The organism is Streptomyces polyrhachis (genome assembly GCF_042663125.1).
In the GTDB taxonomy this organism is placed as follows: domain Bacteria; phylum Actinomycetota; class Actinomycetes; order Streptomycetales; family Streptomycetaceae; genus Streptomyces; species Streptomyces polyrhachii.
Genome location: NZ_JBHSZO010000032.1, coordinates 20,703 through 33,619 on the forward strand (window position 1 = coordinate 20,703; position 12,917 = coordinate 33,619).

The 12,917-nt window shown below is 71.0% G+C and carries 14 protein-coding genes; 3 read left to right on the top strand and 11 right to left on the bottom strand.

Annotation, left to right across the window (positions count from 1 at the left end; translation table 11 throughout):
• Positions 1 to 16 precede the first annotated feature (16 nt).
• The 4 genes from ACFQLX_RS19305 to ACFQLX_RS19320 are packed head-to-tail and all read right to left on the bottom strand — an operon-like array spanning position 17 to position 3,072.
• Positions 17 to 1,366, bottom strand: a complete 1,350-nt coding sequence (locus ACFQLX_RS19305; protein ID WP_386416874.1) for an NADH-quinone oxidoreductase subunit D — start codon at positions 1,364 to 1,366, stop codon at positions 17 to 19.
• Entirely contained in the window at positions 1,366 to 2,133 is a 768-nt protein-coding gene (locus ACFQLX_RS19310; protein WP_386416875.1) for an NADH-quinone oxidoreductase subunit C, read from the bottom strand. The genes ACFQLX_RS19305 and ACFQLX_RS19310 overlap by 1 nt, the downstream gene beginning before the upstream one ends.
• A complete protein-coding gene (locus ACFQLX_RS19315; RefSeq protein WP_386416877.1) occupies positions 2,130 to 2,684 on the bottom strand; it encodes a NuoB/complex I 20 kDa subunit family protein in 555 nt (184 codons plus the stop codon). The genes ACFQLX_RS19310 and ACFQLX_RS19315 overlap by 4 nt, the downstream gene beginning before the upstream one ends.
• Positions 2,685 to 2,712: 28 nt before the next feature.
• Positions 2,713 to 3,072: an NADH-quinone oxidoreductase subunit A gene (locus tag ACFQLX_RS19320; RefSeq protein WP_386416878.1), complete on the bottom strand. Its 360-nt coding sequence runs from the start codon at positions 3,070 to 3,072 to the stop codon at positions 2,713 to 2,715.
• Positions 3,073 to 3,849: 777 nt separating this feature from the next.
• Here ACFQLX_RS19320 and ACFQLX_RS19325 point away from each other — a divergent pair.
• The 3 genes from ACFQLX_RS19325 to ACFQLX_RS19335 all read left to right on the top strand — a co-directional run bounded on the left by ACFQLX_RS19325 (position 3,850) and on the right by ACFQLX_RS19335 (position 5,452).
• The gene (locus ACFQLX_RS19325; RefSeq protein ID WP_386416880.1) at positions 3,850 to 4,680 is read left to right on the top strand and encodes a C40 family peptidase; all 831 of its coding nucleotides are present in this window, start codon (positions 3,850 to 3,852) and stop codon (positions 4,678 to 4,680) included.
• Positions 4,681 to 4,808: 128 nt separating this feature from the next.
• The gene (locus ACFQLX_RS19330) at positions 4,809 to 5,060 is read left to right on the top strand and encodes a hypothetical protein (RefSeq protein WP_386416882.1); all 252 of its coding nucleotides are present in this window, start codon (positions 4,809 to 4,811) and stop codon (positions 5,058 to 5,060) included.
• Positions 5,060 to 5,452: a DNA-binding protein gene (locus tag ACFQLX_RS19335; RefSeq protein ID WP_386416884.1), complete on the top strand. Its 393-nt coding sequence runs from the start codon at positions 5,060 to 5,062 to the stop codon at positions 5,450 to 5,452. Before ACFQLX_RS19330 ends, ACFQLX_RS19335 begins: the two co-directional genes overlap by 1 nt.
• A gap of 319 nt (positions 5,453 to 5,771) precedes the next feature.
• Here the strand turns inward: ACFQLX_RS19335 and ACFQLX_RS19340 are convergent, their stop codons facing one another.
• The 7 genes from ACFQLX_RS19340 to ACFQLX_RS19370 all read right to left on the bottom strand — a co-directional run bounded on the left by ACFQLX_RS19340 (position 5,772) and on the right by ACFQLX_RS19370 (position 12,906).
• Positions 5,772 to 7,055, bottom strand: coding sequence for an MFS transporter (locus ACFQLX_RS19340; protein ID WP_386416886.1), 1,284 nt, complete (start codon positions 7,053 to 7,055; stop codon positions 5,772 to 5,774).
• Positions 7,046 to 7,546, bottom strand: coding sequence for a MarR family winged helix-turn-helix transcriptional regulator (locus tag ACFQLX_RS19345; RefSeq protein WP_386416887.1), 501 nt, complete (start codon positions 7,544 to 7,546; stop codon positions 7,046 to 7,048). The genes ACFQLX_RS19340 and ACFQLX_RS19345 overlap by 10 nt, the downstream gene beginning before the upstream one ends.
• 234 nt (positions 7,547 to 7,780) lie before the next feature.
• Complete coding sequence (locus ACFQLX_RS19350) at positions 7,781 to 9,058, bottom strand: geranylgeranyl reductase family protein (protein WP_386416888.1); 1,278 nt, start codon at positions 9,056 to 9,058, stop codon at positions 7,781 to 7,783.
• 79 nt (positions 9,059 to 9,137) lie between these two features.
• A complete protein-coding gene (locus ACFQLX_RS19355; RefSeq protein ID WP_386416889.1) occupies positions 9,138 to 9,836 on the bottom strand; it encodes a demethylmenaquinone methyltransferase in 699 nt (232 codons plus the stop codon).
• 313 nt (positions 9,837 to 10,149) lie between these two features.
• On the bottom strand, positions 10,150 to 10,707 hold the full coding sequence (locus ACFQLX_RS19360; RefSeq protein WP_386416891.1) for an imidazolonepropionase-like domain-containing protein: 558 nt from the start codon (positions 10,705 to 10,707) through the stop codon (positions 10,150 to 10,152).
• A 13-nt stretch (positions 10,708 to 10,720) separates the two neighbouring features.
• Positions 10,721 to 11,920, bottom strand: a complete 1,200-nt coding sequence (mqnC, locus tag ACFQLX_RS19365) for a cyclic dehypoxanthinyl futalosine synthase (RefSeq protein WP_386416893.1) — start codon at positions 11,918 to 11,920, stop codon at positions 10,721 to 10,723.
• Positions 11,921 to 12,036: 116 nt separating this feature from the next.
• Positions 12,037 to 12,906 (bottom strand): menaquinone biosynthetic enzyme MqnA/MqnD family protein, encoded by an 870-nt coding sequence (locus ACFQLX_RS19370; RefSeq protein WP_386416895.1) that lies wholly within the window; start codon positions 12,904 to 12,906, stop codon positions 12,037 to 12,039.
• Positions 12,907 to 12,917 lie beyond the last annotated feature (11 nt).

Sequence of the window (12,917 nt, forward strand, 5' to 3'; positions counted from 1 at the left end):
AGGGCGACTTCGGTGCTCACCGGTCGACGCCTCCCATCACGGGGTCGATGGACGCCACCGCGACGATCACGTCGGCGACCTGGCCGCCCTCGCACATCGCCGCCATGGCCTGCAGGTTGGTGAAGGACGGGTCGCGGAAGTGGACCCGGTAGGGGCGGGTGCCGCCGTCGCTGACGGCGTGCACGCCGAGTTCGCCCTTGGGCGACTCGACCGCCGCGTACGCCTGGCCGGGCGGGACCCGGAAGCCCTCGGTGACCAGCTTGAAGTGGTGGATCAGGGCCTCCATGGAGGTGCCCATGATGTTCTTGATGTGGTCCAGGGAGTTGCCCAGGCCGTCGGGCCCCAGGGCGAGCTGCGCGGGCCAGGCGATCTTCTTGTCGCCGACCATCACCGGGCCGGGCGCGAGCCGGTCGAGGACCTGCTCGACGATCCGCAGCGACTGGTGCATCTCCTCCAGGCGGATCAGGTAACGCCCGTAGGAGTCGCAGGTGTCGGTGGTCGGGACGTCGAACTCGTAGGTCTCGTAGCCGCAGTACGGGTCCGACTTGCGCAGGTCGTGCGGGAGGCCGGCGGAGCGCAGGATGGGGCCCGTGGCGCCGGTGGCGAGGCAGCCGGCCAGGTCGAGGTGGCCGACGTCCTGCATGCGGGCCTTGAACACCGGGTTCCCGGTGGCGAGTTGGTCGTACTCCTTCAGGTTCCTGCGGAGCTTCCTGACCGTCTCGCGGACCGCGTCCACCGCGCCGGGCGGCAGGTCCTGGGCGAGGCCGCCGGGGCGGATGTAGGCGTGGTTCATCCGCAGGCCGGTGATCAGCTCGTAGAGGTCGAGGATCATCTCGCGGTCGCGGAAGCCGTAGATCATGACCGTCGTCGCGCCCAGCTCCATGCCGCCGGTGGCGATGCACACCAGGTGCGAGGAGAGCCGGTTGAGCTCCATCAGCAGGACGCGGATGAGCGTGGCGCGGTCGGGGATGTCGTCGGTGATGCCCAGGAGCTTCTCGACCGCCAGGCAGTACCCGGTCTCGTTGAAGAACGAGGTCAGGTAGTCCATGCGCGTGACGAAGGTGGTGCCCTGGGTCCAGGTGCGGTACTCCAGGTTCTTCTCGATCCCGGTGTGCAGGTAGCCGATGCCGCAGCGGGCCTCGGTCACCGTCTCGCCGTCGATCTCCAGGATGAGCCGCAGCACGCCGTGCGTGGAGGGGTGCTGGGGGCCCATGTTGACGACGATGCGCTCGTCGTCGGCGCGGCGGGCGGACGCGGCCTGGACGACCTCGTCCCAGTCGCCGCCGGTGACGGTGTAGACCTTGCCCTCGGTGGTGTCGCGGTGGGGGGCGTGCCCGTGTGCCCGCTCTGTCTGTTCAGCGCTCATCAGGAGTAAGACCTCCGCTGGTCGGGGGCCGGAATCTGGGCGCCCTTGTACTCGACGGGGATGCCGCCGAGCGGGTAGTCCTTGCGCTGGGGGTGGCCCTGCCAGTCGTCCGGCATCATGATCCGCGTCAGCGCCGGGTGGCCTTCGAAGACGATGCCGAAGAAGTCGTACGTCTCGCGCTCGTGCCAGTCGTTGGTCGGGTAGACGGCGACCAGGGAGGGGATGCGCGGGTCGTCGTCCGGGGCGCTGACCTCCAGCCGGATCAGCCGGTTGTGGGTGAGCGAGCGCAGGTGGTAGACGGCGTGCAGCTCGCGGCCCTTGTCCCCGGGGAAGTGCACGCCGCTCACGCCCGTACACAGCTCGAAGCGCAGGGCCGGGTCGTCGCGCAGGGTGCGGGCGACCTGCGGCAGGTGCTCGCGGTCGATGTGGAAGGTCAGCTCGCCGCGGTCGACGACGGTCTTCTCGATGGCGTTCTCCGGGACGAGGCCCTGCTCGTCGAGGGCGCCCTCCAGCTCGTCGGCGACCTCGTCGAAGACTCCGTAGCCCGAGCCGTCCTCGCCGGCGGGGCCGTACGGCCGCTGGGAGGCCCCCGGCAGCCGCACCGAGCGGACCAGGCCGCCGTAACCGGAGGTGTCCCCACCGTTGTTGGCGCCGAACATGCCGCGCTGGACGCGGATCTCCTCGCCGGCGCCGCCGCGCTGGCCGGGGAGGTTCTGCGCGCTCAGCTCCTTCTCCGGGTCGACCCCGTTGCCCTGTGCCCCGCTCACCGCAGCAGCCCCTTCAACTCGATGGTCGGCCGGGCCGCCAGCGCGGCGGCCTCCGCCTCGCGGGCGGCCTCCTCGCGGTTCACGCCGAGCTTGGAGTGCTGGATCTTCTCGTGGAGCTTGAGGATCGCGTCCAGCAGCATCTCGGGGCGCGGCGGGCAGCCGGGCAGGTAGATGTCGACCGGGATGACGTGGTCGACGCCCTGCACGATGGCGTAGTTGTTGAACATGCCGCCCGAGGAGGCGCAAACCCCCATGGAGATGACCCACTTGGGGTTGGGCATCTGGTCGTAGACCTGCCGCACCACGGGCGCCATCTTCTGGCTGACGCGCCCGGCGACGATCATCAGGTCGGCCTGGCGGGGCGAGCCGCGGAAGACCTCCATGCCGAAGCGGGCGAGGTCGTAGCGGCCGGCGCCGGTGGTCATCATCTCGATGGCGCAGCAGGCCAGTCCGAACGTCGCCGGGAAGACGGACGCCTTGCGCACCCAGCCCGCGGCCTGCTCGACGGTGGTGAGCAGAAAGCCGCTGGGCAGCTTCTCTTCGATACCCATCAGATATCCCTAGCCCTCGTCTTGCGGGTCAGTCCCATTCCAGGCCCCCACGGCGCCAGACATAGGCGTAGGCGACGAAGACCGTCAGCACGAAGAGACCCATCTCCACGAGCCCGAACATCCCCAGGGCGTCGAAGGAGACGGCCCAGGGGTAGAGGAAGACGATCTCGATGTCGAAGACGATGAAGAGCATCGCCGTGAGGTAGTACTTGATCGGGAACCGGCCGCCGCCGACCGGCTGCGGAGTGGGCTCGATGCCGCACTCGTAGGCGTCGAGCTTGGCCCGGTTGTACTGCTTGGGCCCGATGATCGCGGCCATGATCACGGAGAAGACCGCGAACCCGGCCGCGATGCCCCCCAGCACGAGGATCGGTGTGTAGGCGTTCACAACGGGTGCCTCGCTCCTCTCAGTCTTCGATGACTGCTGTCGGCCTTCGGCACGAGCCCCGCCCGCCTCGTGCGGTCCGTCGCCGTGACCGCGAAGATCGTGCTCATGTGAGGCAGTTCACAAGCCCGCGTGGGACGCATCCTATGCCCCTGTACTTGTGATCTGCGACACGGGGGGCGCCAACTAGTTTGTGATCTTTACCACCTGGCGGATGGTCATCTTTGCTGTCAGGACGGTAGATCTTGCGGCAAGCGGCGCGATGATCACCTTCGGTGACATTCAAGGGTGTTGAGGCAGGTCAGAGGGGTGGCTTAAGGCGGACGCCACTATCAAGTGACTTCCACTTTGCGCAAATTAGCGCTGGACGCGCCGAAGTGTTAGCGCGCCGTGGGGGGTTGGGCAGCATTAAGGAACAAACAAGGCTTTTCCTCCCTTACGTCCCCGACGCCACCTGAGCCTCCACCCCAGCACTCGCGGCTACCCGACCGCATGTCGGACATGCACGATACGTACCGTGACCTCGACCACACCGGAAAGGGCGTCAATTCGCGGCAGCGCCCACCGGCTTGAGTCCCCCGGACGGAGTGCTAGCCGGCCCCCCGCAACGCCCCCGTCCGGTAAATCCCGTGCCCAGCCCCGTGATCGGCCGGCCGCCCCGCCTCCGCGCCGGAGCGCGAAGGACGGTCGATACGTCCGATTGGTTCCGCGAAGGAACCGAACGTGAGGCATTCCACCTTGGTTGAAAGTGCACCTTTGGCCCTGATAGCAACGGTGGCTATGTCCTCCAAGACACTGAAAACCCATATACCCAGCCACCGGAAGCCCCGCCGCGGCCCGGCCCCGCTCCGGGCCCTGCGCACCGGGGTCGCCGGTGGCGCCCTCGTGACCCTGGTGGCCGCGGCCGCCCCCGCCTCCGCGGCGGAGACGGCGTCCGAGACCACCGCGGAGTTCCCCGCCCTCGACGCCACCACCGAACTCCCCGCACTCACGCAGACCGTGCGCGAGGGCGTCGAGGCGATGCAGCAGACCGCGTTCCTGACCGCCGTGGGCTCCGAGGCGCAGGACGCCCGGGAGTCGGCGCTCAAGGCGGCGCTCAAGGCCCGCAAGGCCGAGGAGGCCCGCAAGGCGGAGAAGGCCCGCGAGGCGGCCGCCGAGCGCGCCGAGGCGGCAGCGGCCTCGCGCTCGACGGCCCGCGCGAACCTCGGCGCCCCGGCGGCCACCGCCACCGTGACCGCCGCCCCCGCCACCGCCTCCGGCAGCGTCGGCACCCTGCTCGGCTTCCTGCAGGCGCAGGTCGGCAAGGCGTACGTGCTGGGCGCCACAGGCCCCTCCGCGTACGACTGCTCGGGCCTGACCCAGACGGCGTTCCGCCAGATCGGCATCTCGCTGCCGCGCACGGCGGCGGCCCAGTCCACGGCCGGCACCCAGATCCCCGTCTCCGAGGCCCGCCCCGGCGACCTGCTCTTCTGGGGCGGCGTCGGCTCGGCGTACCACGTGGCGGTCTACCTCGGCGGCGGCAAGTACCTGGACGCGGCGAACCCTTCGAAGGGCGTCGTGATCCAGGAGATGTCGTACTACATGCCGAGCTCAGCGGTCCGGGTCCTCTAAAACCCTCCCCCGGACACCTCAGACTGCGGGCCCCGTGCCGTCGTACGACGGCACGGGGCCCGAGGTCGTTCCACGCCGCCTCCTTGGGAACCGAGCCCCATCTTCCTACTGCCGGTAGGATTGGAGCCATGAGTGGTAGCAAGAAATACTCGATCAGCCTGCCCGAGGAGCTCGCCACGGCCGTCCGGTCCCAGGTGGGTTCAGGCGGTTTCTCCGCCTATGTCGCCGAAGCACTGGAGCAGAAGATCGCCATGGACCGACTCCGGCAGATCGTCACCGACTTCGAGACGGACAACGACGAGCTCACCCGCGAGGAGATCGAGGCGGCTCGCGCACTGCTGCGCCATGACCACCGGCAGACCGGCGAGGCCGCCGCCTGATGCCCGGCACCCTGCTGCTCGACAGCGAGGGTCTGTCGAAGCTCTACCGCAAGGACCGGACTGTCGTGGCCCTCCTCCAGGCAGCGGCGGAGGAGGGCGTTCGGGTGGCCACCAGCGCCATGACCGCCCTTGAGGCCGACTACGAACAGATCCACCCCGCCCGCATCACATGGGTGCTCTCCCGCGTGGACGTCCACGACGTCACCAGGAAGGTCGCTGACGAGGCCGCCGTGCTGCTGCGGTCCCACGGTCTCCACGGCCACAAGCACGCCACCGACGCCGCTTTCGCGGCCCTCGCCCGCAACGCACCCCGGCCGGCGACAGTCCTCACGTCCGACCCGGAGGACCTCACCCTCCTCTGCGGGCCTGGGGTTGAGGTCGTCAAGGTCTGATGGGGCGGGGCATTCGCCTTGCGCAGGGGGCGCGGGTGCGTTCGGCGCTTTTCGAGTACGCAACGACGCGACCGCACCCTTCCCCAAGCTCTCCGAGCAGGGGATACCCCACCCCCAAGCTCTCCGAGCAGGGGATACCCCACCCCCAAGCTCTCCGAGCAGGGGACACCCCATGACCGGAGTAAGGGCCCCGGATCGAGAACGCACCCCGAGCGCACCAGGAAGCCGGCCGCCGGAGTGAGGGGCCCGGAGCGACGACTCCGAAAAGACGTACCGCAACGCAGGCCCCCGACAGAGCAGCAAATCGACCGATGGCAAGTCAATCCCTATGGCTTTTCGGAGTTGTCGCGGAGAGGCCCCGCCCCCACAACGCAAAGCGGCCCCCTGCCGTCCCCCGCAGTTCCCCCGTCCTCGCCCCCACCACAGCAACCGCCGCAAGGCACAGCAGCCCCCCGCTGAGCAGAGCCACCCTTCCCGAGCTGACATCCGCAACCAGACCACCACGCAGATTGCCGAGGTCGGGCCCCGCCTGCCCCACGATCTGCTCAGCAGCGCCGACCCGCCCCAGAAGCTCGGGCGGAGTGTGCGCCTGGATCACAGTGCCCCGCGAGACCACCGAGACGGTGTCGGCCGCCCCGGCCACGACCAGGCAGGCCAACGGCGCCCACCGCCCCGACGACAGTGCGAACAGCGTCAACGCGGCCCCCCAGGTCGCGGAGCCGCCCAGCATGACGAGCCCGGGACACGCGAGCCGGGTGAAGGAACCGGAAAGAAGAGAGGCCGCCACCCCGCCGACGGCGACAGCGGTGAGGAACAGCCCCAGAGTCCGCGGATCCCCGCCGAAGCGCTCCTCGTTGACCAGCGGGAAGAGACTGACCGGCATCGACAGCACGGTGGCAGCCAGATCGGTGAGCAGCGCCCCCCGGATGACAGGGGTACGCGCCATGAACGCCAACCCGTCCCGCACGCCGCGAAGTCCGGGCCGTACCGACTCCCCTCCCCCCTCCATCCGGGGCAGACCGAACGCGCCGTAGAGCGCGGCCGTGAAGGTCACCGCATCGACCAGATAGCAGCCCCCCACTCCCAGCAACCCCACGACCAGGCCACCGAGCGCCGGTCCCGCCAGCATCGCCCCCTGGAACGAGGCACGCTGCAACGCCAGCCCCGCGGCCAGCTGTTGCGGCGGCAGCAACCGGGGGACGAAGGTACGCGAGGCCGGCCCGCCCCCCGCGACGAAGCAGGACTGGATAGCGACCAGCCCCAGCACGCCGCCGACAGGCACGTTCCCGAGGAAGCCCTGGAGCGCGAGAAGGAAGGAGCACACCGCCTGCCCGCCGGTCATGGCCAGGTAGAACCTCCGCCGGTCCACCCGGTCGACCAGCGCCCCGGCGAAGAGCCCGAGCGCAACGACCGGAACCGCCTGCGCCAGCCCGACGGCCCCCGTCCACAGGGTGCTCTCCGTCATGCGCCAGACCTGGAACATAACGGCGACGAGCGTCATCTGACTGCCGAGCCCGGAAAGGGCCTGCCCGATCCACAGCCGCCGGAACGGGGGTGACGACCGCAGCGGGCTGACGTCGATCAGCGAACGCCTCAGCCCCATTCGGGATCCTCGGCGAGTTTCGCGGCGATCCGGTCGTGGAAGCTGCGCCGGTCGAGGGCCTGCTCGATGTCGGCGACGACCTGCGAGAGCGGATAGGGGATCTCGGCCTCAAGCTCGGCAAGGGCCGCCTCGGTGGCCCGCCACTCTGCCGCCAACTGCCCGACGACACCACGCGCTTTGCCGGTGAGCGTCACCTTCCTGGTACGCGCGTCCTCCCCCGCGACGGTCTCCACCCAGCCCCCGGCCCGCATGGCGGCGACCTTCTGACTGACGGCGGAGTGCGTGAGCTGCACGGACTCGGCCAACTCCTTGATGGTCATGGGCCCATGGGCGTGCAACCGCAGCAACTCCATGACGGAACTCGGCTTGAGCCCCTCAATCCGCCGCGCGGCGTAGACACGCGCGATCTCGGCGTCAAGGGCCGCCTGAAGCAGCCGCAGTGGCCGCCAGAGACTCTGCTGCGAGGGGTCGGAAACCTGAGGGTCAACCATGAACACACTGTAACAGCACTTATATAAGCACTGTTAGTTCATGGAGGATCCCCCAAGCGCACCCGTACCCGCCCGCCCAAGGGAGGGGCCCGGAGCGACGACTCCGAAAAGACGCACCGCAACGCAGGCCCCCGGCAGAGCAGCAAATCGACCGATGGCCAGTGAATCCCTATGGCTTTTCGGAGTTGTCGCGGAGAGGCCCCGCCCCCACAACGCAAACGCCGAACGCACGGCTCACGCGTTCGGCGCGACCTTCGTCAGGCCGTTGATGATGCGGTCCATCGAGTCCCCGCCGTGCGGGTCCGTCAGGTTCGCCAGCAGCTTCAGCGTGAAGCGCATCAGCACCGGATGCGACAGGCCCCGCTGCGCCGCCACCTTCATCACCTTCGGGTTGCCGATCAGCTTCACGAAGGCACGCCCCAGCGTGTAGTAACCGCCGTAGGTCTGCTGCAGCACCCGCGGATAGCGCTCCAGCGCCAACTCCCGCTGCGCCCCCGCGGCGCGCCCGTGCGCCTGGACGATGACGTCCGCCGCGAGCTGCCCCGACTCCATCGCGTACGCGATGCCCTCCCCGTTGAAGGGGTTGACCATGCCGCCCGCGTCCCCGACCAGCAGCAGCCCGCGCGTGTAGTGCGGCTTGCGGTTGAAGGCCATGGGCAGCGCCGCGCCCCGGATCGGCCCCGTCATGTTCTCCGGGGTGTAGCCCCACTCCGCCGGCATCGAGGCGCACCACGCCTTGAGGACCTCGCGCCAGTCCAGCTCCTTGAAGGCGGAGGAGGAGTTGAGGATGCCCAGGCCGACGTTGGACGTACCGTCGCCCATGCCGAAGACCCAGCCGTAGCCGGGCAGCAGCCGGTCCTCGGCGCCGCGCTTGTCCCACAGCTCCAGCCAGGACTCGAGGTAGTCGTCGTCGTGGCGGGGGGAGTTGAAGTACGTGCGCACGGCCACGCCCATCGGCCGCTTCTCGTCGCGGTGCAGGCCCATCGCCAGCGACAGCCGAGTGGAGTTGCCGTCGGCGGCGACCACCAGCGGCGCGTGGAAGGTGACGGGCCGCTTCTCCTCGCCGAGCTTGGCCTCGACGCCGGTGATGTGGCCGGTCCGCGAGTCGAGCACGGGAGCACCGACGTTGCACCGCTCGTACAGCCGCGCCCCCGCCTTGACCGCCTGCTGGGCGAGCAGCTCGTCGAAGTCCTCGCGCTTGCGCACCAGTCCGTAGTTCGGGTACGCGGCCAGCTCGGGCCAGTCCAGCTGCAGCCGCATGCCGCCGCCGATGATGCGCAGCCCCTTGTTGGGCAGCCAGCCGGCCTGCTCGGAGACGTCCAGGCCCATGGCGAGGAGCTGCTTGGTGGCGCGGGGGGTGAGGCCGTCGCCGCAGACCTTCTCGCGGGGGAAGGCGGTCTTCTCCAGCAGCAGTACGTCCAGGCCGGCCTTGGCCAGGTAGTACGCCGTCGTCGAGCCCGCGGGCCCGGCGCCGACGACGATCACGTCGGCGGTGTGCTCGGTGAGGGTCACGGCTGCTCCTGGAGATCGTGGCTTGTCGGGACGAATCGCAGTGTACGAGGGAGGGGCGGGGCGGCCGGGGAGCCGGCGGTCAGTCCTGCGGCCGCCGGCCCCGGTGCAGGGCCACGATGCCGCCGGTGAGGTTGCGCCAGGCGACCTGCGACCAGCCGGCGCCCTGCAGCCGGGCGGCCAGCGCCGGCTGGTCGGGCCAGCTGCGGATGGACTCGGCGAGGTAGACGTACGCGTCGGGGTTGGAGCTGACGGCGACGGCGGCCTGCGGCAGCGCGCGCATCAGGTACTCGCTGTAGACGGTGCGGAAGGGCGCCCAGACCGGGTGCGAGAACTCGCAGATCACGATCCGCCCGCCGGGCCGCACCACGCGCAGCATCTCGCGCAGGGCCGCGTCGGTGTCCTGGACGTTGCGCAGCCCGAAGGAGATCGTCACCGCGTCGAACACCCCGTCCGCGAACGGCAGTCGAGTCGCGTCGCCGGCGGTCAGCGGCAGCTGCGGGTGGCGCTTCTTGCCCTCGGCCAGCATGCCCAGGGAGAAGTCGCAGGGGACGACGTAGGCCCCGGCGGCCGCGAAGGGCAGCGAGGAGGTGGCCGTACCGGCGGCGAGGTCGAGGACCTTCTCCCCCGGCCGGGCGCCGACGGCCTGGGCGACCGCCCGGCGCCAGAGCCGGGCCTGGCCGAGCGAGATGACGTCGTTGGTCAGGTCGTACTTCGCGGCGACATCGTCGAACATCGCGGCGACTTCGTGCGGCTGCTTTTCCAGGGAGGCTCGCGTCACGCGCCCATTCTCGCCTACGGGCCGCGGCGGCCTGCGGCAGGGCCCCGGTCTGCCAGGGCCTGTCCGACGTTCCCCGGCCGCGCCCCGGCGCCCGGCGCCCCGCCGCGCATGGCGGCTTTACGCCAGGCGCGTTCCCGCCGCCCCCGGGGATGGCGTGCGGCGCGGCGGCGGGCGAGCCTCGTGGCACGGCACGGAACCGGGGGCTCGGATTCCGCGCCGGTCACGGGGTCCCTCGGCCTGCCCGCCCCGCACGGAGGGGAGCGGCGGGCAGGCCGAAGGCTCCAACACCCAGTCCGCACCCGCCCGTTGGACCTCAGCGCAGCCGGTGGACCAGCCGCCCGCCGAGCACCGTCGCCACGCACCGCGGCCCGGTATCCGACCCCGCGTCCGCCGCCTCCTCGAAGACCGCGAACGTCGCCGGCTCCCCCGCCCGCAGCTCGCCCGGCGCCACCGCGCCCATCCCGGAGCGCCGCAGCGCCTCCCGTACGGCAGGGCGCGAGGGCGGCGCGCCGCCCACCCGCACCGTGCCGCGCGCCAGCAGCCGCTGCAGCCCGCGCCGCGCGCTCGCGCCCCAACGGGCGTCGTCCATCGCCAGCTTGGCCAGCGCGTCCCCCGTCAGCGGCGCCGTCCCCAGCTCCCCGGCCTCGCGCGGATCGGGGTGGTAGGCGCCCTCCAGGAAGTCGCGCCCGTCGGCCAGCACCGCGCCCGGCGCGATGGTGCCGGGCCAGCGCCGCACCCGCACACCGGGCGCGGCCAGCTCCCCGTACGGCCCGACGGCGGCGATCAGCCGCCCCTCGACGAGCACGGCGCCGCCGGCGATCCGCGTCCCGTCGCCGGGTCGGACCGCGTCGGCGGCGTGGAGCGTACGCACGGAGGGGAGGGCCTCAGACCGCGTCGATGAGCTTCAGCCCGGGGTGCGCGGTGCCGCCCTCGATGGCGATGGAGGAGAGGTGGGAGACCACGTGGTCGTCCACCGGGTCGTTGGCCGGGTCGTCGTGGACGACCAGGTGCTCGTACGTGGTGGCGCGCTGCGCCGGCGTGCGCCCGGCCGCGCGGATCAGGTGGAGCAGCTCCATGCGGTTGGAGCGGTGCTTGGCGCCGGCGGAGGAGACGACGTTCTCCTCCAGCATCACCGAGCCGAGGTCGTCGGCCCCGTAGTGCAGGGAGAGCTGGCCGGCGTCCTTGCCGGTCGTCAGCCAGGAGCCCTGGATGTGCGCCACGTTGTCGAGGAAGAGCCGGGCGATGGCGATCATCCGCAGGTACTCGAAGAGGGTGGCCTGCGTGCGGCCCTTCAGCGCGTTGTTGTTGGGCTGGTAGGTGTACGGGATGAAGGCGCGGAAGCCGCCGGTGCGGTCCTGCACCTCGCGGATCATCCGCAGGTGCTCGATGCGCTCGGCGTTGGTCTCGCCCGTACCCATCAGCATGGTGGAGGTCGACTCCACGCCGAGGCCGTGCGCCAGCTCCATGATCTCCAGCCAGCGCTCGCCGCTCTCCTTGAGCGGGGCGATGGCCCTGCGCGGGCGGGCCGGCAGCAGCTCCGCGCCGGCGCCGGCGAAGGAGTCCAGGCCGGCGGCGTGGATGCGGCGGATCGCCTCCTCGGCGGAGACGCCGGAGATCCGCGACATGTGCTCGACCTCGGAGGCGCCCAGGGAGTGGATGACCAGCTGCGGGAACGCCTTCTTGATCGCGGAGAAGTGCTCCTCGTAGTACTCCACGCCGAAGTCGGGGTGGTGGCCGCCCTGGAACATGATCTGCGTGCCGCCCAGCGCGACGGTCTCCGCGCAGCGGCGCAGGATGTCGTCCAGCTCGCGCACCCACACCTTGTCGCTCTTGGGGGGCGCGAAGAACGCACAGAACTTGCACGCCGTCACACAGGAGTTGGTGTAGTTGATGTTCCGCTCGATGATGTACGTCGCGATGTGCTCGACGCCCGCGTAGCGGCGCCGGCGTACGGCGTCGGCGGCGGCGCCCAGCGCGTGCAGCGGGGCACCGCGGTAGAGGTCCAGGGCCTCCCCGGGGGTGATGCGACCCCCCTCGGCGGCGCGGTCGAGCACGGCCTGCAGGTCAGCGGCTGTCTTCTCCACGGTCTCCGATGCCCCTTCCGCACGGCGTAGGACCCCGGCCCGGAGTCCTGCTCGAAGCGTACGCGCATCGCGGCCGGCGCCCCGTGCCCGGGTGGCCGTCCGGGGGCCCGCCGGGGTCACTCCCCGAGCATCCGCACCCGTACGTCCGCCGGGTAGCCGCCGGCGCCGCCGGTCCGGCGGGCGAACTCCGCGATCCCCGCCAGCTGTCCGGCGCCCAGCCGGAAGTCCAGCGTGGTGAAGTAGCGCTCCAGCAGCTCCGCGTCGTACGCCTCCCAGCGCGCCGCCTGCTCGGCCACCTTCCCGACCTCCTCCAGCGACACCGCCAGCGACTCCAGGAAGGCGCGGTGCACGTCGGCGGCCAGCGCCGGCTCGCGCGCCGCGTACTCCCGCCGCGCGGCCCACAGCGCGAAGACGAACGGCAGGCCCGTCCACTCCTTCCACATCGCCCCCAGGTCGTGGACGTGCAGTCCCAACTCGGGGGCCTCGTAGAGGGAGGCCCGCAGCGCCGCGTCGCCGATCAGCACCGCGGCCTGCGCCTCCTGCATCATCAGCCGCAGGTCGGGCGGGCAGGTGAAGTAGTCGGGGGTGACGCCGTAGCGCTCGGCGAGGAGCAGCCGCGCCAGGCGCACGGAGGTGCGCGAGGTCGAACCCAGGGCGACGCGGGCGCCGTCCAGCCGGTCCAGGGGCAGCTGCGAGACGATCACGCAGGACATCACCGGGCCGTCGCAGCCCACCGCGATGTCGGGGAGGGCGACCAGCTCGTCGGCATGGCGCAGGTACTCGACCAGCGTCACGGGACCCACGTCCAACTCACCGGCGACCAGCCGCTCGCTGAGCTTCTCGGGGGTGTCCTTGGTCAGCTCGACGTCCAGGAGCGTGCCGGTGCGCGCCAGGCCCCAGTAGAGCGGCAGGCAGTTGAGGAACTGGATGTGGCCGACGCGCGGCCGGCTCGGCGCTCCAGTCGGTCCGTGCGGGGTGGCAGTCACCCGACGAGGCT